The organism is Pseudomonas sp. GW821-FHT03E01 (genome assembly GCF_059420765.1).
Genome location: NZ_JBWKUI010000001.1, coordinates 357367 through 376675 on the forward strand (window position 1 = coordinate 357367; position 19309 = coordinate 376675).

The following is a 19309-nucleotide window of genomic DNA, read 5'->3' on the forward strand; positions in this document are numbered from 1 at the left end:
TTAAGATGAATCTCGAGCGTCCTGCCCGTATTCAGGTTTCTACTTCAATGAAACGTTGGGCACTATCAGCGTTAAAGCTCGTATCACCATGTTTACCTCGCACTAAAGCGAAAGCTTGTTTTAGGTCAGCCAATAAATCTGCTGAATCTTCAATACCTACGGATATTCGAACCAAACCTTCGGAGATTCCAAGTGCCTGACGTTCTTCCAAGGTATTTTCCACGTGACTGGTCGTCCGAGCCGGCCCATAGATGGTCTCGACAGCGCCCAAATTACCCGCCCGATGCGCATATCTGAGCAGCGGCAGCAAACGGGTCACTGTGTCCATGCCTCCTTTCAGCACGAAGCTGACGATGGCGCCGAATCCGTTCATTTGCGAACGAGCGATGTCATGACCTGGATGTTGAGGCAGCCCCGGATAGTTCACCGACTCAACCAGCGGTTCGGTACAGAGGTACTCGGCCAAAAGCTTCGCGCTCGCCTGTTGCTGGCGAACACGCAGAGCCAGAGTCTTGATACCTCGGATGATTAGATACGCCGAAAAAGGATCCAGCGAGGCACCATTGATTTCGCGGTAATGGCGAACTTGAGACATCAAATGCTCGGCGCCGCAGACCACACCACCGAGGACATCACCATGACCGGACAGGAATTTGGTCGCGCTGTGCACAACCACATCAACGCCTAAGGCGAGCGGATTCTGATTCAGAGGCGTCGCGAATGTATTGTCCGCAACAACCAAAGCGCCCACTCGCTTGGCCGCTGCCACAAGGCGCCGAATATCAACGATTTTCAGCGTTGGGTTCGTGGGTGTTTCCAGGTACAGGACGTTGCAGCCTTTAGCGATCTCCTGCTCAAGTGCCACGGTGTCGAGCGTATCGCAAAGGGTTACCTCCACCCCCATGCGTGGAAGAAACTCCTCGAAAATCTTGTTCGTACCACCGTAGCTGTCACGCGTAGATATCACACGCTGCCCAAAGGACAGGAAGGTGTGCAGTACACCGCTGATCGCGGCCATTCCGGTACTGAAAGCTACGGCCGACTCTGCGTTTTCGAGCTCACAGAGTTTATCTTCCAAGACGCAGACAGTGGGATTGCTCATCCGGCTGTAAATGAAGCCGGGCTCCTTTCCCAATGCCACGTCATACCACTTATCGATATCGTCATAGCCATAGGCAGCACTGACCACGATGGGTGTCTGCGTCGCATTGTAGGGATGTTGAACCTGCTCTCCTCCCCATACGACTCGAGTCCCCATCCCAATGTCTGAAGCCTGGACGGCGCGTTTCTTATTTTCCATAAAGTTCTCTCGCATCAAGGGAAACACAGCCGTGTTCCAAGTGGGCTTGGGAGGACTATATGGAAAGCTCATGCATGTGAAAAATCATGATATCCGGGAGTAAGGGGTACTTTTTTTAATGGCTGGGTACCGGGTGCCCTGACCATCCATTCACATGCCCATGCGCATTGAGTGAAGTGAATTACCTATGACAGATGCCCTCTTTGCTGCGCGCCCTTCCCCACTACACGTGCTGCCATCTGCCACCAATCGAATAGCTTCCCTGACTGCCCGGCAGGCAGCATACGGAACTGCTAGTGTTAATCCGCATGCCGTCAAAGTCCCTGCAGTCGGGTGGGTGTGAGCCGCCGTTTTGTTCATGACCGAGTGCTGCACCTGCCGCTGCTGTTCGTTGGCAGTGGTGTAACCCAAGATCTTCCTAATCCATCGAATGGCGCTTAATCCAGGAGAAAAATCATGGCGAAGGTACTGGTTCTCTATTACTCAATGTACGGTCACCTCGAAACGATGGCTGGAGCAGTGGCCGAAGGCGCACGATCCGTACCTGGCACCGACGTGACGCTCAAGCGTGTTGCTGAAACCATCCCGGCCGAACAGGCAGCAGCCATCGGCGTCAAACTTGACCAGAAGGCACCGGTGGCGACACCTGACGAGCTGGGCAATTACGATGCAATCATCTTTGGTACACCGACGCGCTTCGGCAATATGGCGGGACAGATGCGCACGTTTCTCGACCAGACCGGCGGACTGTGGATGAGCGGCGCGCTGGTCGGGAAAATCGGCAGTGTCTTTGCATCGACCGGCACCCAGCACGGTGGCCAGGAAACCACGATTACGTCGTTTCACAGCACACTCCTGCATCAAGGGATGGTCATCGTGGGTGTGCCTTACACCTGCGCAGGGCTGACCAACATGAGCGAGATCACCGGCGGTACGCCCTATGGCGCGACCACCCTGGCAGGCGCTGACGGTAAACGGCAACCGTCAAAAAATGAACTGGATATTGCGCGTTTCCAGGGGAAACACGTCGCTGAGCTTGCAATCAAGATCGCGGGTTAATGCAAGCACCTGAATGGGCGCGTATTGCAGGACACGAGCTAGCCTGTGTAAGGCCGGGGCGGACTTCACCACCGCGCCGCTGATACTCGCTGGTGGCTTGGCGATTCTAGAGAAAGCCTTGCGCGTCGGGGGTCATTGAAGACGACGTAAGCGTTGTTGGATTCAGAGGAGCGACGTTCCAGTGAGGTCGCTCCTCATTACACATATCGCTCATACACCTCCAGCTCAAGCATCGCGCGTACAACATTGCGGCAGCGCACCTGCGGGCTATCGATAGCACCTCGTAACACACCTCAATGATGAAAAACCGCTCCCACAGAGCCATCGCTCGCTACCGGAGTGAGCGTCAACAATCTGTTACTTTTTTGAAACACCTTCTCAACCGCTAATCAGTTAGTCCGGTTTTTTGACACATCCCCGATATGCGGTCATAACTTTTGCACTCCGCTGGGTCAAACCACGGTGGCTGTCGATGGAATATTGGCATCTTCCGAGGTTCTTGCCTGATACGGAGATAAGCTCATGATTTTCAATGTACAAAATTTTGGCGCCAAAGGAGATGGCATCACTGACGACACAGCGGCGATACAACGTGCAATTGATGCGGCGGCCGCCGCAGGCGGGGGGCAGGTTTACGTGCCGACCGGAACCTATATCGTTTCGGGAGGAGTGGAACCTTCCGACGGTTGCCTGATGCTCAAGAGCAACGTCTACCTGTACGGCGACGGCATGGGCGCTACCACCGTCAAGGTGGCTGACGGCTCCGACACCAAGATCACCGGAGTCATCCGCTCCGCCTATGGCGAGGAAACCCACGACTTCGGCGTCAGCAAGCTCACCATTGACGGCAACCGTGACAACACTACGGGCAAGATCGACGGTTGGTTCAACGGCTACATTCCCGGGCAAGCAGGCTACGACTCCAACGTCACCCTCGACAGCGTCGAGGTCAAGGACTGCTCCGGGTACGGTTTCGACCCCCACGAGCAGACCATCAACATGGTCATCAAGAACAGCGTGTCCCACGGCAACGGCCTGGACGGTTTCGTAGCTGACTTCCTGAGCAACAGCACCTTCGAAAACAACGTCGCCTACGACAACGATCGGCACGGTTTCAACATCGTGACCAGCACCCACGACTTCACGCTCACCAATAACGTTGCCTACAACAACGGCGGCAATGGCATCGTGGTGCAGCGCGGCAGCGAGAACATCCCCTCCCCCAGCAACATCACCATCACCGGTGGCGAGGTGTATGGCAACGGCGCCGAAGGGGTGCTGATCAAAATGTCCAGCGAGGTGACGGTCAGCGGCGTCGACATTCACGACAACACCAGCGCCGGGGTCCGTATCTACGGCAGCAACCACGTCGAGCTTATCGACAACACGCTCCACAGCAATTCCCTGGGCAACCCCGTACCGGAGATCATCATCCAGTCCTACAACGACACCCTGGGTGTGTCCGGCAAGTACTACAACGGCAGCGATAACACCATCCAGAGCAACATCATCACCGGCAGCAACCTGTCGACCTACGGCGTTGCGGAACGCAATGAAGACGGCACTGATCGCAACGCCATCATCGGCAACACCATCAGCCACACCAGCAACGGTGCGACGCTGGTCTATGGCGACGGCAGTTACGTCAGCGACACGGTCCCGATGATCACCGTGCAAGGCACAGCTGGCAACGACACCCTGCTGGGCAGCGCCGGCAGCGAGATTTTCTATGGCGGTGCTGGCAACGACACCATCAATGGCGGGGCCGGTGACGACATTCTGGTAGGCGGTGCAGGCATCGACAAACTCACCGGCGGTACCGGCGCCGATACGTTCCGTTTCACCACTCAGTCCGACAGCTACCGCAACGCAACCGCGAGCTTCGATGACACCATCACCGACTTCGATGTCACCCAGGACAAGATCGACCTCGCCGGCCTCGGTTTCACCGGCCTGGGCAATGGCCATGGCAGTACCCTGCAAGTCAGCTACAGCGCCAGCACTAACCGCACCTACATCAAGGACTACGATGCCGACGCCAGTGGCAATCGCTTCGAATTGATACTCTCGGGCAACCTCGCCAGCACTCTGACCGCGAGCAATTTCATCTTCAATCGTGTGCTCACCGGCACCAGCGGCAACGACTCGCTGCTGGGCAATGATTCGGCCGACACCCTGCTCGGCCTGGCGGGCGACGATAGTCTCAGTGGCGGCGCGGGTGACGACAAACTCGACGGCGGTGCCGGTATGGACACCCTCACCGGTGGCGCCGGAGCGGACACCTTTGTGTTTTCCAATCGCCTGGACAGTTATCGCAATTACAACACCGGTGGTGCCAACCTCGCCGACCTGATCACCGATTTTGATATCACCGCCGACAAGATCGACCTCTCGGCCATGGGTTTCACCGGCCTGGGGGATGGCAAGAACAACACCGTGTACGTGGTGCTCAACAGTGCCGGCACCAAGACTTACATCAAGTCCCTGACAGCCGACGCCGATGGCAACCGCTTCGAAGTGGCACTGAACGGTAACTACCTCGACAAGCTGACCAGCGCCAACTTCGTCTTCGCCACGTCGTCACCGACCAACCACGCACCGGTTCTGGCCACGCCGCTGCTGGATCAGAACGCAACCGAAAACGCCCCGTTCAGCTACGTGGTGCCAGCCACCAGCTTCACCGATGCGGACAATGACAACCTCAGCTACACCGCCACCCTCGCCGATGGCAGCGCCCTGCCCGCGTGGCTGAGCTTCAATGCCACCAACCTGACCTTCTCTGGCACACCGACCAGCACCGCGTCCGGCAATTACGACGTGCTGGTCAAGGCCACAGACCCGGCCGGTGCATCGGCCAGCGATAGCTTCGCCCTGGGAGTGGCCAACACTGTCACCGGCACCAACAATGCCGAAACCCTCAACGGCACGGCGGGTGCAGACCTGATCCTCGGCCTCGGTGGCAACGACACGATCAAGGCCGGCGCTGGCGCCGACACCGTCGACGGCGGTGCCGGACGCGACTCGCTGTATGGTGGCGACGGTGCCGACACCTTCCGCTATACCAACCTGCTCGACAGCTACCGCGACTACGACACGGGTGGTATCACGGCCACCGATACGATCTATGACTTCACCGCGGGCGTCGACAAAATCGATGTGTCAGGCCTGGGCTTTGTCGGCCTTGGCGATGGCCACAATGGCACGTTGTACATCACCCTCAACGCGGCGGGCGACAAGACCTACATCAAGTCCGCCGAAGCGGATGCCGATGGTAATCGTTTTGAAATCGCCCTCAGCGGCAACTACCTCAACACCCTGACCGCCAGTGACTTCGTGTTTGGCCAGCACGCCCAGCAGGACATCCTCTACCTGCCCACCCTCGGCCAATCCAATGCGCGCCTGCTGCGCATGACGGAGGACGACAATCAGTCCGGCACCTCGATGCTGGTCAACGACCTGGACCGCTACACCCCCTATGACGTGCGCAGCCAGTTCACCGATGCCGATGGCAACGGCATCGACATCGCGGTGGGCGGCAGCACGGTCACCGGCCTGTCGACGCTCAGCGCCGAGGAACTCAAGTTGTGCTGGTGGCTGACCGACACCGACCAACCCGGGGCTGCGCTGTTGCGCGCCGTGACGCTGCTGAGCGAACAGCGCTCCGAACTGCAATCGATCAATAACGTCACCATGGGCATCATTTGGGGCCAGGGTGAGGAAGCCGCTCAGGAGATCGCCCAAGCCACGGACAAAGCAGCGGCAGCAGCGGCCTACAAGGATGCGACCCTAAAGGTGTTTGACTACCTGCATGCCCAGTTCGGCAACTTCGACGTGTACATGATGGAAACCGGTCACTACGAGCAGGACGCGGCGCGCGCCCGTGGCTATTCGGAAGAGAAGATCGCCTCCATCGTCGAGGGGGTTGGCTATGTTCACGCCGCCCAGGAAGCCATTGCCGCCGAGCGCGCCGACGTCAAGCTGGCGGTGGACTACAACGACCTCCCCTTGCGACACGAAGTCGATCCGCTGACGTATCCCGACGACGTCTGGCACCTGCACGAGGAATCGGCGGAAATCGTCGGCCAGCGCCTGGCCGACTACATCGCCAATGACCTTGGCTTCCAGGGCAACCCCAACGACAACAACAGCGTGCAGGACATTTTCGACAACAACCGGAAGATGATTTCCGGTACCGACCAGGCGGATACCCTGGTGGGCAGCTCGGGTAACGACACGCTGGATGGCGGCCTGGGCGCCGACACCATGACCGGTGGCGACGGCAACGACATTTATGTGGTCAACAACGTGCTCGACCGCGTGGTGGAAAGCAACACCTCGACCTCGCAGATCGATACGGTACAGGCCTCGGTCAGCTGGACCCTGGGCGCCAATCTCGAGAACCTGGTGCTCACCGGCGTGTCGGGCATCAACGGCACCGGCAATGAGCAGCACAACTTCATCACCGGCAATGCCGGCAATAATGTGCTCGATGGTGCCGCAGGGGCCGACAGCATGAGCGGCGGCGATGGCAACGACACCTACTATGTCGACAACGCTGACGACGCCGTGATCGAGACCAACAGCAATGCGGCGTCCGGAGGGATCGACAGCGTGCACAGCAGCCTGGCGGCCTATACCCTCGGCAACAACGTCGAGCATCTGTATATCGATAGCACTGGCGCCGCCAATGGCACGGGCAACGCGTTGGACAACACGCTGTTCGCCGGAGCCGGCAACAACGTGCTGGACGGACGCGAGGGCAATGACACGGTGTCTTTTGAACGCGCCTCGTCTGGCGTTACCGTCAACCTCTCGACGTCAGCTCAGCAAAACACCGTGGGTTCCGGGCTCGACACCGTGAAGCTCTTCGAAAACCTCACGGGAAGCGCCTACGCCGACACTCTGTCGGGTAACAGCGGCGCGAACGTTCTGAACGGTGGTGCGGGCAACGATACGTTGGTGGGCGGTTCGGGCGATGACCGGCTGATCGGCGGCGCCGGCACCGACAACCTCACCGGAGGCACTGGCGCGGATACCTACGTGTTTGATGCGCTGTCAGACATGGGCGCCGGCGCTTTACGCGATGTGATCAACGGTTTCAAGAGCACCGAGGGTGATCATCTGGACTTCTCCGGCCTGGACGCCAACCCGCTGACCACTGCTATCGACGCCTTCACCTTCATCGGCGCCAACGCCTTCGACCCTGCCGACGCCACCGGCCAACTGCGCTTTGCCGATGGCATTCTCTATGGCAGTGTCGATGCCGACGCCGCCCCCGAGTTCGAAATCACACTGGTGGGCGTCACGGAGTTGCACGCCAGCGATTTCACAGCCTGAGTTACGCCCAAAAGGGATTTGCAGTGCTCGAAAAATCGAGGACAGCCACAGGTCAAAATGCAGGAGCGGGCTTGCCTGCTCCTGCATTTTGCATTCTGGTACGGGGGCAGGCGTCAATTTCGCCAGCGAGAAAAAACTCGGTCAAGGTAGGTTTTGGAAAGGTGATCCAACCCCTGCCCTTCAGTCCTTGCTCGATTTGGGTATCGCAATACGGCTACTGGTCTTGACCTCGCGTAATGCCAGGCTGGACTGGATGGAGGCAATACCCACCTGGCGCCTGAGCACCTGCTCGATAAAGTCACTGTAGCTGTCAAGATCCTCTGCCAACACTTGCAGCACGTAGTCGGCATCCCCGGTGATCTTGTGGCAGGACAACACTTCGGGCAACTGCGCAATCACCGCCTCGAAGTCGTCGGGGGCGTGATCGGCGTGGGTGGAAAAACGGATGTGCACGAACGCCATGATGTCCAGCCCCAGCATTCGTCGATCAAGGTTAGCCTGATAGCCCTTAATCACTCCCGCCTCCTCCATTCTCTTACGCCGCCGCCAGCAAGGCGTAAGGCTTAACGACAGGCGCTCACTGAGCTCGGCGTTGGAGATACTCGCATCCTCCTGCAGCAATGCGAGAATCGCCAGGTCGGTGTCGTCGAGACTGATGCGCTTGGATGTTTTTTTCTGCATTACGCCATTCCTGAGTAAAACCTCCCGTAATATCTACCAAACACCGAAAACAAAGCAAAGAAATCGCATCCGTACCAGAACAAAATATTTGTACTGGCTCACATCAACGGATGCGCACAATGTTTACAGTTTTCAGTGATTCCCACCGTTTGCACCACGGCACCGAATTGAAAGACGGCGTACTCAAGCCGTCCTTCGAACAGCCCAGTCGGGCCGATACCGTCCATCATCGGGTCAAGCAGGTCGGGCTTGGTCAGGTCATCGAACCGCGAGCCTTTGACCGGTCGTGCTATGTCAACGCGCACAGCGAGCGCTACGTAACCTTTCTTGAATCGGCCTGGTCTGAATGGAGCGCAACCGGACGCACCCACGATGCCTTGCCGCTGGTATGGCCAGTGCGCGATCTGGCTAACGAGCATGTGCCGACTTACATCGACGGCAAGTTGGGTTTCTACGCCATGGACGCCGGCTCCCCGATTACCGCCACCACATGGCAAGCGGTAAAAACCAGCGCCGATATCGCGCTGACCGGGCTGGCGCTGATCGATGAAGGCCACGACAGTGCTTTTGCCCTGTGCCGTCCGCCCGGCCATCACGCAGCACGTGAATACATGGGCGGCTATTGCTATCTCAACAACGCCGCCATTGCCGCACAGCACGCCATTACCCAAGGCGCCAAACGTGTCGCGGTACTGGACGTCGACTTTCATCATGGCAACGGCACCCAGAACATCTTCTACGGGCGCAGTGACGTCATGTTTGTCTCGCTGCACGGCGAACCGACGGTGTCCTATCCGTACTACTCAGGCTACAGCCACGAAGTCGGCGCCGGCCACGGCGAAGGTTACAACCTCAACTACCCGTTGCCGAAGAACACCACCTGGGAAAGCTATCGCAACGCCCTGCTCCACGCCTGCAAGAAACTTCAGCAATTCGCCCCTGAAGTGCTGGTTATTTCACTCGGCGTCGACACATTCAAGGACGACCCCATCAGCCACTTTCTGCTGGAAAGCGACGATTTCATCGGCATCGGCGAGCTGATAGCGGGCGTGGGCTGCCCCGCCCTGTTCGTGATGGAGGGCGGCTACATGGTCGATGAAATCGGGATCAATGCGGTCAACGTGCTGCATGGTTACGAGAGCAAACGCACCTGAGTCATCCCCTGAATCGCAGCGCTTCAACTATTGAATCGGAGAATAAAAACATGACTCTTTTTATAGACGTCGATCATGCCGCACGCCTGTTCGCCAAGGTGGGAATCCGTCGGGCAATACGCGAAATGGCGGCTTACATCGAAGCTGACTACTCACGCTGGGCGCAGTTTGATAAGTCGCCGCGCACCGCCAATCATTCGGCCGATGGTGTGATCGAGTTGATGCCGACCGACGATGGCCAACAGTACTCGTTCAAATACGTGAACGGTCACCCGGACAACGGTCAAAGCAATTTGCTGACGGTCATGGCCTTCGGTGTCCTGGCCGACGTCCACAGTGGCTATCCAACCTTGCTCAGCGAACTGACATTGACCACCGCCGTGCGCACCGCCGCGACCTCCGCCCTGGTCGCGAAGTCCCTGGCGCGCCCTGATGCAAACATCATGGCAATCATCGGCAATGGCGCCCAGAGCGAATTTCAAGCCATCGCCTTCTACGAAATGCTGTCCATCAAGGAAATCCGCATTTTCGATATCGATCGCGACGCTTCACTTAAGTTGAAGCACAACCTAGCCGCATTCCCGGATATCGAGGTGATTCTGGCCAACTCGGTACAGGACGCGGTCAAGGGTGCGCACATCGTCACCACGGTCACTGCAGACAAGGCCTATGCAACGATTCTGACGCCCGAGATGATCGAGCCCGGCATGCATATCAATGCCGTCGGCGGTGATTGCCCTGGGAAAACCGAACTGCACGCCGACATCCTGCGCAATGCCCGGGTCATCGTTGAGTTTGAACCTCAAACCCGGATTGAAGGCGATATTCAACAACTGGAGGCCGACTTTCCCGTCGTCGAATTCTTCCGGATTGTTCAAGGTGAAGTCGCGGGCCGTGAGAACGACGCCCAGGTCACGGTTTTCGATTCCGTGGGTTTTGCACTCGAAGACTTTTCGTCACTGCGCTACGTGCACGACCTTGCGCGGGAGCATGCCATCGGTGAGCGCATCCATCTGGTGCCGACGCCTGCCAACATAAAAAACCTCTATCAACTGCTTGATCAGCAGCCAGCAGTTCCCTCGCGCCTGCGCACAGTCAGCTGATCGCCATAGGTGAGGCCTCCTGAGCAAAGTGCCAAGGGGCTACTCACCGTGTGACCGGACGAGAAACCCTGCCACACGCAAACCACCACCGTCAGTAGCCGTTGCATCTCTAACAAGAACGCTAGACACCCACTTTCTGCCAAAACTCAAAAACATAAAATCAAGAGGTTTTGTAATGAAAACGACTCCGTCCGGGCTGCCTGAACAGCCCGCGCTGCAGCGCACCCTCAGCAATCGTCACATTCAGTTAATGGCCATGGGAGGCGCCATTGGTACAGGGCTGTTCATGGGCTCCGGGAAGATCATCGCCCTTTCCGGCACGTCGATCATCCTCATCTATATGATCATCGGCTTGTTCGTCTACTTCGTCATGCGCGCCATGGGCGAACTGTTGCTCTCCAACTTAAACTTCAAAAGCTTCGCGGATTTTGCCGGTGCCTACCTTGGCCCGCGAGCGGCATTTTTTCTCGGTTGGTCGTACTGGCTGAGTTGGAGCGTCGCGGTAGTGGGTGATGCCGTGGTGGTCGGCGGCTTCTTTCAATACTGGTTCCCTGATGTACCCGCCTGGATCCCGGCCATCGGTATGCTAATGACGCTGTTTGCCTTGAACGTGCTGACGGTCAGGCTTTTCGGTGAAGTGGAGTTCTGGTTCGCGATCATCAAGATCATAGCCGTCGTCACCTTGATTGGCGTCAGCGTGGTGCTGATTGCCAGCTCCTTCGTCTCACCCAATGGCGTCACTGCCTCCCTGAACCACCTGCTGGATAAACAGGCAGCCTTCCCCAACGGCCTGTTTGGTTTCTTTGCCGGTTTCCAGATGGCGATCTTCTCCTTTGCCGGCACCGAGCTGATTGGCACTGCAGCCGCCGAAACCCGTTCCCCCGAGAAGACCCTGCCTAAAGCCATCAACTCGATTCCGCTGAGAATCATCCTGTTTTATGTGCTGGCACTGGCCTGCATTATTGCGGTGACCTCCTGGCAACAGGTTTCGCCCAACAAGAGTCCTTTCGTCGAACTGTTTCTGGTTGCGGGATTTCCCGCAGCAGCAGGTATCGTCAACTTTGTCGTGCTGACATCTGCCGCCTCATCGGCCAACAGTGGCGTATTTTCATCCAGCCGCATGCTGTTTGGGCTGGCCAGTCACGACAATGCACCCGGGATTTTTCGGCGTTTGTCGGGCAATAGCGTGCCTCTGCTGAGCCTGGCGTTCACCACACTGTTGATGCTGGTGGGAGTATTGTTGCTGTTCATCGTTCCGGAAGTCATGACAGCGTTCACCATCGTCTCGACCGTGTCGGCGATCCTGGTGATTTTCACTTGGTCGACCATCCTCGCGTCGTACATTGCCTATCGCAGAAGCCGGCCCGACCTGCATGCGCAATCGGCCTACAAGATGCCTGGCGGCGTGCCGATGGCCTGGTTCTCCTTGGCGTTCCTGGGCTTTGTTCTCTGTTTGCTGGCATTAAGACCTGACACCCGAATTGCTTTAATGGTCATGCCAGGGTGGTTTATATGGTTGGCAATTGCCTATCAGCTGACCCACACCTGGAGGCCCAAACCCGCAGCTGGATCGATAAGTCAGTACAACTGATTTTACCTGAAGCCTTTGGGGGCGCCCTCTAGAGTGACGTGGCATTTGTGGGGCACCTGCGGGTCGAATAGCTGCAGGCGAAGGCCGTCAAATTTCAGTGGCGGCCAACTCGCTCCTGCAACCCAACCACCGCCGAGCGGTATGGCAAGTTCTGAGCACTGACTTACACTGCGATACACCAATGCGAACGAATAACTATTCAACGCATCGATCAATCCCACGGCAATCCGGGCATCACGTAATGATCTGGGTGAAGCCAACATGAAAACGGTCACGGCCCTTTTCACCTGTCTACTCGCTGCCAGCGTATGCGCGGCGGCGAGCACTTGTGTTAATGCTGCACCAACCTTCAAGACCAGCTTCGACTGTGCCGAGGCAAAGGCGTCCGTCGAAAAGCTGATCTGTCGCGATCCGCAGCTGGCGCAGATGGATATCGAACTGACGCGTCTTTATCGCCTGGCGCTCACGGATGAACATTCAGTGCCGCGTCCGGACAAAATCATGATCGACCAGCAGTTCTGGATCGATGCCCGCAATCAGTGCGCCTCCACACCTGTACCCAAGACGTGCACAGTCCGCAGTTATGCCGAACGCGCGTACCAGCTGCGCCAAGGCTCGGCCATCGTGAGAACCAAAGACCCATACAGACTCACCGAGGGCCCCCTGGCTTTTCGTTGTACAGGGCTTGACCCGCTGGTTGCCGCCACCTTCTTCACCACGCAGCCTGGTGTCGTGTACCTGAAATGGGCGAACACCTCGATCGTCCTGAACCAGGAGCCGAGTGATTCGGGAACCCGATACACAGGCAAGGACTCCCAAGGGAATTACAGTTTCTGGCAAGACGGCGACGTGGTGCTATTCCAGAAGCCAGGCTCAGGGCCAATGAGTTGCAAGGCCGAGCCGGTCGGTTGATGTCTCTGGCGCAAGTACCGGCGCCCTGCTCCCAGCCCCAAAACCTGCACGCAAAAAAAGCCCCGAAACCACATAAGGTACGGGGCTAAAAATTGGTTGGTTGCGGCCAACCAAAGGAGCATTTTTCAAAGCGGTTAAGGGTTACAGGCAATCCTGCGCGGCACGTTCGAAACTCGAAGGCATGAAGTTCGACGCCAGCAAGTGGCGCTCATACAAAAACACCTTGCCGCCGTTCGGCGCTTTGTAGGCTTCCAGAACGTTGTCTGCGGCGACTTTGCTCGGCACCACGATCCGGTAGCTGCGCTGGGTTTGCGAGACCGTCGGGTTCAGTGCGTTGCCCTGCAACTTCGGCACCACGCAATCGGCGTACTCGGCAGGCGTTTTTTTCGTCTGCAGGATCAGCGTCGGGTCGTTCGGCGCAGTGGCACAACCGGCCAGCAGCAAGGTGGCGAAAGCCATGGCAGGAACAAATAAAGGGCGCATCGGTGCAAGTCCTGAAGTAAAAAATCTGTTTCGTTGCGCAACGGGTCACTGTCGTTGCGGTTATGGTCCGGGTGTTCAGCCAGCAGTCACCAGGGTTTTGAGCGAGTCATCGAACTGCTTCAAGGCGCTGAGTTGCAGGTCGCGTTGTTGATCAATCAGGGCGGCAATCTCGGCTGCCGCTTTACGGTGTACCCAGACCGAAGGCATTTGTTTCTCGACGGCGCCTTCGGCCTTGCCGATGTATTGCAGGTTGGCATCGTAGAACCGTGCGGCGAAACGCGCTTCGACCTGACTGTTGCGTTGGGTCAGCAGACGGTTATGCGTATCGAGCATCACCACCACATCCGGATGGGCCTGCAACAACGCATCGAGGTTGTTGTAGACGGTCACCGACAGGAACTGCTGCTGTAACGAACTCATCAGCCAGTCGATTGCCAACTCTGGGTCGGAGCTGTTGATGAACGCGTCGCGAATCCGCGCATCCAGCGCATCGCGCGCGCCGTTCACCGCCACATCGTGGTAACGCTCGAGGTATTGCAGGTTGTCCAGGGTGTTTTCGCTGTACAGCACACCGACGGTTTGCGAATGCTGCAACCCGGTACTGGCGCCGGCGATGGGCAGAAAATGGCACGACTGGGCGTCGTCTGCGTAGGCGGTTGCAGCAGTAACAACCCCGCCCATCAACAGGGCGACAATTGCCAGTCGGGTCAATGTCTTCATCGCGCAAATTCCTTGAGCTGCGTCTTCGATGGAGGCGATTTTCCGCCTTTACCCGATCCAGCAGAACTTGCGTTTCTTGATTGTCACTATCACTTGAACCGATAGTTGCGCCGCGTGCCGATAGTTCGCTCTTTCCTCCAAGTGCCTGCTCGATCACGCGACGCTCAGCTGATTTCTCCCCTGCGACTTTGCCGCATAAAGTGCGCGGTCTGCACGACCGATCAGTGCCTTTTCATCAGGGTCGCTGCCGTCGGCGACATATGTCGCCAACCCCAGGCTGACGGTCACGATACCTAACGGGCTCGACAAATGCGCAAGCTGCTCGGCCGCAATACCCGACAGGATCGCCTCGGCCACCTTGCGCGCTCCTGATTCGTCCGTATTGGGCATCACCACGGCGATTTCTTCCCCGCCATAGCGAGCCGCCATGTCTCCCGGGCGACGTACACAGTGTTTGATCGCCTGACCAATGATCCGTAGACATTCGTCTCCAGCGAGATGGCCGTAGTGATCGTTGTAGCGTTTGAAAAAGTCCACATCGATCAGGATCAGTGACAACGGGCTTGCGAGTCGCTTGGCGCGTTTGAGTTCGACCTCCAGGAACTGATCGAAATGCCGGCGGTTGGCGAGGCCGGTGAGTTTGTCCTCGCTGGCGAGAACTTCCAGCGTCTGGTTAAGCTCGATCAGTGCGGTTTGGGTGGCGAGCAATTTTTCCTCCGCCCGAATACGCCGGCTGATGTGGGAAATCAGCCTGCGCCCCAGTGCGACCAGGAGCCCCAGCAACAGCAGCACCACAGCGACAGATTGCTTTGTCTGACTGAGCCACGCTTGCATTGCCTCGGCCTGCCCCACCGCAACCGTCGTGACGACAGGATATTGATCGTTTCTCTTGAACGCGTAGAGGCGATGGATGCCATCGACATTCGACGCAAAATCCACGGTGCCCGATGAGCTGTTGCGCAAGTATTCGGAGAATATCGGTGCGCGCGACAGATCACGGCCGATGTCTTCCACTTGAAAGGGATACCTCACCAGCAGGCGCCCTTCGGATGAGGTCAGGCTGATCGCGCCGAATTGCCCCACATGGATGCTTCGATAAAGTTTGAGGAAGTGTTCAAGGCTGATGGTCGCGGCGATTACCCCGGCAAAACTTCCATCAGGGTGATCGATGCGTCGGCTGACCGAAATCACCCAGGCGCACGTGGCCCGGCTGAGAATCGCCGGGCCGATATAGATACCGCGATCCGCGACATCTCGGTGATGCTTGAAGAACGCCCGATCTGCGTTGTTGCTATTGGATGAGATCAGCATGTTGGTCGAGAATAGCCAGTCCCCTTGGGCGTCATACAGCACCACACTATTTAATTGCGGGAGCGCATCCATCTGCTGGGCAACCAACTTGCTCAGCCGTTCGAGTTGCTCCGGGCCGGTGCCGTCTTTCTCGATCCTTTCTGTCAGGCCCAGCAACAGCACTTCACTTTGCTTGAAGGTGCCCTCGGTGTAAGTGTTGAGCGCGTGAGTCAGGTTCAATGTATCGGTATTGATGTCGCTCAAGGTGTTCTGTCGGGCTGTCCATGTCTGCCAGGCCGTCAGCAGCACCACGGAGACACACACCAGAAAGATCAGAAAAGTGGCAAGTCGAAGATCGCGTTTCAAGGAAATACCGGGCTGTTGAGTACACTGGCGTCAAAGGCTGCGCATTATAGAAGGCTTTTGGCCAGCATTGCTGATGCATATGGATAGGTCAGCCCTGCGCCGGGAATGTTTCCAGGTCGGCAAGCCATATCTGCGTCAATTGGTAAAAACCTGATATGTTGTACGATGACAGATGAGTTGACGTAATCCATCTGTCGTCCTCGCACCTATAACAACAAGGAATTACCCATGAAAAAAGTGAAACTGATTATCGGTTTTCTATGCCTGTTCAGTGGCTACGTGGCGGCCTCCCCCGCATCGAGCGAGAAGGATGTTGCCACTGCGGTAGACCATCTGACTCAAGCGATGCTGACCAAAAACGTCCCACAACTGAATGCGCTCACCGCTGAAAACCTGACCTACGGGCATTCCAGCGGGAAAGTCCAGGACAAGAAAGAGTTCATCGCCGACATTGAAAGCGGAAAAAGCGCTTTCAAGACGCTGGAGATGCAGAACCAGAAAATTACCGTATCGGGTGATGTGGCGTTGGTCCGCCATCATTTTTCGGCGCAGGCCATCAAGGGTACCGAGATTGTTCCCACGGAAATCGAGAACTTTCAGATCTGGCAAAAACAGCAAGGCAAATGGTTACTGGTAGGACGACAAGCGTTCCGGCTCTGACCTGGCGAGGGGTGTCAGGCAGTTGCAATGCTGGATGTGCCGGCCTCTTCGCGAGCTAGCCCGCTCCCACACTGGATTTTCTGTGAGCACATTATTTGTGCACGCCAGCGATCACTCGTGGGAGCGAGCCTGCTCGCGATCGCGTCCCTTGCTACACCGCTAAACAGCGGCCTTGAACCCCTCCCTCCTCCCGCTGCAACGCCCGAGCCTGAATCACATCCAGCACGGCACAGCCTTCGCGCGTCAGTAGATGCACCGCCCGGGTGACGCGGGTCAGGTCGCAATCAGAAATGCCTTTGAGGTTTCGGGGCCGAACGCGGAGCGTCCATTGAGGCGTTCCTTTGTATGCTCCGCCGCCCCACCTTCGTGCCGATGCGCCTTGAATCAAAAACAGCACATCGACTCAATATCCGCATCGAAATCTACGCAACCATAGGCCTTGTGAACCAACCCACAATCCACTTGCAAGGACATCATCATGGCCATCGCAAAAGCAGCACCTGGCAAAACCCTGCTGAACCCGACCGACCACACCCTGATCATGATCGATCACCAGTCGCAAATGTCCTTTGCGACCAAGTCGATCGATGCCGTCACCCTGCGCAATAACGCCGCACTGGTAGCCAAGGCAGCCCGGGGCTTCAAGGTGTCGACCATCCTCACCACCGTCGCCGAGAAAAGCTTCTCCGGCCCGATCTTCGACGAAATCAAATCGGTGTTCCCGGAACACAAAGTGATCGACCGTACCAGCATGAACACCTGGGAAGACGAGCGCATTGCCGTTGAAGTCAACGCCATCGGCAAACAAAAAATCGTCCTGGCCGGCCTGTGGACCTCCGTGTGCATCGTTGGCCCGGCACTGTCGGCCCTCGACCAAGGCTTCGAGGTGTACTTCATCTCCGATGCCTGTGGCGATGTCTCCATCGAAGCCCATGAAATGGCCGTGCAACGCATGATCCAGCTCGGTGCCCGCCCAATGACTTCGCTGCAATACCTGCTTGAACTGCAGCGCGACTGGGCACGCACCGAGACTTACGACGAGACGGTGAAAACCTCCATCGCCAACGGTGGTGCTTATGGTCTGGGCCTGATCTACGCCAAGACCATGTTCCATGCCTCTGAAGGCCATTGAGAATAAATAGCGACTCTTCGGAGTCGCTATTTCAGGCGGGAGATCAATCATGTTTTCTTTACAAACCCTCCCGCGCATTTCCGGGCGGAAGGACGTACCCAGGGCGTCCTTCTGGCTCTGCGTGTTTTTTGCCGGAACAGCTCTGGCGGATGAGGCACCGGATTCCGCGCAAGGATTTCTCGAGGGCGGGAAGCTTGAGGTGCTCAGTCGAAATTTCTTCCTCAACAGCGACTACCGCTCACCCCAGCCTTCGGGCAAGAACTACAAACAAGAGTGGGCTCAAGGCTTTATCGGCTCATTTGAATCCGGATTCACCCCCGGCACGCTAGGTTTCGGCGTCGACAGCCACGCGTTTATGGGGCTGAAGCTCGACGGCGGCAAAGGGCATTCGGGAACCGGGTTACTGCCGCTGGACAGTGACGGTCGCAGCGAAGACAACTATTCCAGTGCCGGTGGCGCGCTGAAAATCAGGGCCTCCCGAACCACCCTGGCCTTCGGTGAAATGACCGTGGAAACCCCGGTGTTCGACACCTCCGACAAACGCCTGCAACCGGAATACGCCACGGGCTTTCTGTTGAACAGCAACGAAATCGACAACATGAAACTGGTGGCTGGTCATTTCACGGCGTTCAAGAATCAGGACAACACAACAAGCAAGGGCAACTTTTACGGCTACGGCGCCAACACCGAAGCTGGTGGCATCACGTTTCTGGGCACCGACCTGTTCACGAACAGTCCTGTCGGCGGCGCGTTGTACGCCTCCGAGCTGAGCGACACCTGGCGCCAGTATTACGCCAACCTGCACCTGAAACAGTCCGCCGTGTTCCTCGACGCCAACCTGTATCGCACGCAGGACACCGGCAAGGCACTGGCCGGTGCCATCGACAACACCGCTTATAGCCTCTCGGGCAAATACACCCTGGATGCCCATGCCTTCACCCTGGCCTGGCAACGCATCAATGGCGACACACCGTTCGACTTCGTCGGTGGCGACTCGATTTACCTGGCCAACTCGATCAAGTACGCCGACTTCAACGGCGCCCATGAACGCTCCTGGCAGGCACGCTACGACCTCGACCTCGGTGCTTATGGCATCCCCGGCCTGAGTTTCATGACGCGTTATGTCCGGGGCAGCGACATCGACGGCACCCGTGCGCCCAAGGGTGGGGCCTACAACCCGTTCGACCCGACCATCGGCGAGTACGTGCCTCAACAGGGCGATGGCGGGCGGCATTGGGAGCGCGACATCGACCTGCGCTACGTCGTGCAGTCAGGCTCCGCCAAGGGGTTGTCACTGCAACTGTCCCATGTGTCTCATCGGGCCAACACCGCTCAGGCGGGTGATGACATCGACAGGGTTTACGTTGTCATCCAGTACCCGCTGACCTTCGGGCACCTGTGATCGAGATCACCATGGAAATGGCGGAAGGCAGCCGGAGTCGAACCTGCCCGGGAACGGATGCCGTCCCCAACCGGGTTTGAAGCCCGGCCGCGCCACCGGGCGCGATTGCCTTCCTTGAA

General features: G+C 57.6%; 14 protein-coding genes and 1 tRNA gene. 9 read left to right on the plus strand and 6 right to left on the minus strand.

What is annotated here, in order from left to right; genetic code table 11:
• Nucleotides 1-31: 31 nt before the first annotated feature.
• Nucleotides 32-1300 carry a cystathionine gamma-synthase family protein gene (locus AC07VO_RS01720; protein ID WP_192350514.1) on the minus strand — a complete coding sequence of 423 codons (1269 nt, stop codon included), beginning with the start codon at nt 1298-1300 and terminating at the stop codon, nt 32-34.
• Nucleotides 1301-1756: 456 nt separating this feature from the next.
• Here AC07VO_RS01720 and wrbA point away from each other — a divergent pair, with 456 nt between their 5' ends.
• Together wrbA and AC07VO_RS01730 are read left to right on the plus strand one after the other, a co-directional pair.
• On the plus strand, nt 1757-2359 hold the full coding sequence (gene wrbA / locus AC07VO_RS01725; RefSeq protein WP_064617932.1) for an NAD(P)H:quinone oxidoreductase: 603 nt from the start codon (nt 1757-1759) through the stop codon (nt 2357-2359).
• A gap of 522 nt (nt 2360-2881) precedes the next feature.
• Nucleotides 2882-7696, plus strand: coding sequence for a M10 family metallopeptidase C-terminal domain-containing protein (locus AC07VO_RS01730; RefSeq protein WP_310392285.1), 4815 nt, complete (start codon nt 2882-2884; stop codon nt 7694-7696).
• Between the two features lie 180 nt (nt 7697-7876).
• Here AC07VO_RS01730 and AC07VO_RS01735 read toward each other — a convergent pair whose 3' ends face one another.
• Entirely contained in the window at nt 7877-8377 is a 501-nt protein-coding gene (locus tag AC07VO_RS01735; protein ID WP_018925946.1) for an Lrp/AsnC family transcriptional regulator, read from the minus strand.
• Between the two features lie 119 nt (nt 8378-8496).
• Between AC07VO_RS01735 and AC07VO_RS01740 the strand changes: the two genes are divergently transcribed.
• From AC07VO_RS01740 to AC07VO_RS01755, 4 genes are all read left to right on the plus strand, one after another.
• Complete coding sequence (locus AC07VO_RS01740) at nt 8497-9531, plus strand: histone deacetylase family protein (RefSeq protein WP_192350518.1); 1035 nt, start codon at nt 8497-8499, stop codon at nt 9529-9531.
• Nucleotides 9532-9581: 50 nt separating this feature from the next.
• Nucleotides 9582-10634, plus strand: coding sequence for an ornithine cyclodeaminase (gene ocd / locus AC07VO_RS01745; protein ID WP_026286401.1), 1053 nt, complete (start codon nt 9582-9584; stop codon nt 10632-10634).
• Between the two features lie 175 nt (nt 10635-10809).
• Nucleotides 10810-12225, plus strand: a complete 1416-nt coding sequence (locus AC07VO_RS01750; protein WP_064617938.1) for an amino acid permease — start codon at nt 10810-10812, stop codon at nt 12223-12225.
• Between the two features lie 261 nt (nt 12226-12486).
• Nucleotides 12487-13137 carry an MliC family protein gene (locus tag AC07VO_RS01755; RefSeq protein ID WP_192350520.1) on the plus strand — a complete coding sequence of 217 codons (651 nt, stop codon included), beginning with the start codon at nt 12487-12489 and terminating at the stop codon, nt 13135-13137.
• Nucleotides 13138-13278: 141 nt separating this feature from the next.
• Here AC07VO_RS01755 and AC07VO_RS01760 read toward each other — a convergent pair whose 3' ends face one another.
• From AC07VO_RS01760 to AC07VO_RS01770, 3 genes are all read right to left on the minus strand, one after another.
• Nucleotides 13279-13620, minus strand: coding sequence for a YajG family lipoprotein (locus AC07VO_RS01760; RefSeq protein ID WP_192350522.1), 342 nt, complete (start codon nt 13618-13620; stop codon nt 13279-13281).
• Between the two features lie 75 nt (nt 13621-13695).
• On the minus strand, nt 13696-14340 hold the full coding sequence (locus tag AC07VO_RS01765) for an ATPase (RefSeq protein ID WP_192350524.1): 645 nt from the start codon (nt 14338-14340) through the stop codon (nt 13696-13698).
• A 153-nt stretch (nt 14341-14493) separates the two neighbouring features.
• The gene (locus AC07VO_RS01770) at nt 14494-15996 is read right to left on the minus strand and encodes a sensor domain-containing diguanylate cyclase (protein WP_225609191.1); all 1503 of its coding nucleotides are present in this window, start codon (nt 15994-15996) and stop codon (nt 14494-14496) included.
• 228 nt (nt 15997-16224) lie between these two features.
• Here AC07VO_RS01770 and AC07VO_RS01775 point away from each other — a divergent pair, with 228 nt between their 5' ends.
• The 3 genes from AC07VO_RS01775 (at nt 16225) to AC07VO_RS01785 (ending at nt 19190) form a co-directional block, all read left to right on the plus strand.
• A complete protein-coding gene (locus AC07VO_RS01775) occupies nt 16225-16656 on the plus strand; it encodes a nuclear transport factor 2 family protein (RefSeq protein WP_086944282.1) in 432 nt (143 codons plus the stop codon).
• A gap of 478 nt (nt 16657-17134) precedes the next feature.
• A complete protein-coding gene (locus tag AC07VO_RS01780) occupies nt 17135-17788 on the plus strand; it encodes a hydrolase (protein WP_018925962.1) in 654 nt (217 codons plus the stop codon).
• Nucleotides 17789-17837: 49 nt separating this feature from the next.
• Nucleotides 17838-19190 carry an OprD family porin gene (locus tag AC07VO_RS01785; RefSeq protein ID WP_086944280.1) on the plus strand — a complete coding sequence of 451 codons (1353 nt, stop codon included), beginning with the start codon at nt 17838-17840 and terminating at the stop codon, nt 19188-19190.
• An 18-nt stretch (nt 19191-19208) separates the two neighbouring features.
• Here AC07VO_RS01785 and AC07VO_RS01790 read toward each other — a convergent pair.
• Nucleotides 19209-19304 (minus strand) — tRNA-Sec (locus tag AC07VO_RS01790).
• Nucleotides 19305-19309: the final 5 nt, after the last annotated feature.

Coding starts and splice junctions, on each gene's coding strand:
- AC07VO_RS01720 (WP_192350514.1), bottom strand. CDS start 1,300: ATGGAAAATAAGAAACGCGCCGTCCAGGCTTCAGACATTGGGATGGGG.
- wrbA (WP_064617932.1), top strand. CDS start 1,757: ATGGCGAAGGTACTGGTTCTCTATTACTCAATGTACGGTCACCTCGAA.
- AC07VO_RS01730 (WP_310392285.1), top strand. CDS start 2,882: ATGATTTTCAATGTACAAAATTTTGGCGCCAAAGGAGATGGCATCACT.
- AC07VO_RS01735 (WP_018925946.1), bottom strand. CDS start 8,377: ATGCAGAAAAAAACATCCAAGCGCATCAGTCTCGACGACACCGACCTG.
- AC07VO_RS01740 (WP_192350518.1), top strand. CDS start 8,497: ATGTTTACAGTTTTCAGTGATTCCCACCGTTTGCACCACGGCACCGAA.
- ocd (WP_026286401.1), top strand. CDS start 9,582: ATGACTCTTTTTATAGACGTCGATCATGCCGCACGCCTGTTCGCCAAG.
- AC07VO_RS01750 (WP_064617938.1), top strand. CDS start 10,810: ATGAAAACGACTCCGTCCGGGCTGCCTGAACAGCCCGCGCTGCAGCGC.
- AC07VO_RS01755 (WP_192350520.1), top strand. CDS start 12,487: ATGAAAACGGTCACGGCCCTTTTCACCTGTCTACTCGCTGCCAGCGTA.
- AC07VO_RS01760 (WP_192350522.1), bottom strand. CDS start 13,620: ATGCGCCCTTTATTTGTTCCTGCCATGGCTTTCGCCACCTTGCTGCTG.
- AC07VO_RS01765 (WP_192350524.1), bottom strand. CDS start 14,340: ATGAAGACATTGACCCGACTGGCAATTGTCGCCCTGTTGATGGGCGGG.
- AC07VO_RS01775 (WP_086944282.1), top strand. CDS start 16,225: ATGAAAAAAGTGAAACTGATTATCGGTTTTCTATGCCTGTTCAGTGGC.
- AC07VO_RS01780 (WP_018925962.1), top strand. CDS start 17,135: ATGGCCATCGCAAAAGCAGCACCTGGCAAAACCCTGCTGAACCCGACC.
- AC07VO_RS01785 (WP_086944280.1), top strand. CDS start 17,838: ATGTTTTCTTTACAAACCCTCCCGCGCATTTCCGGGCGGAAGGACGTA.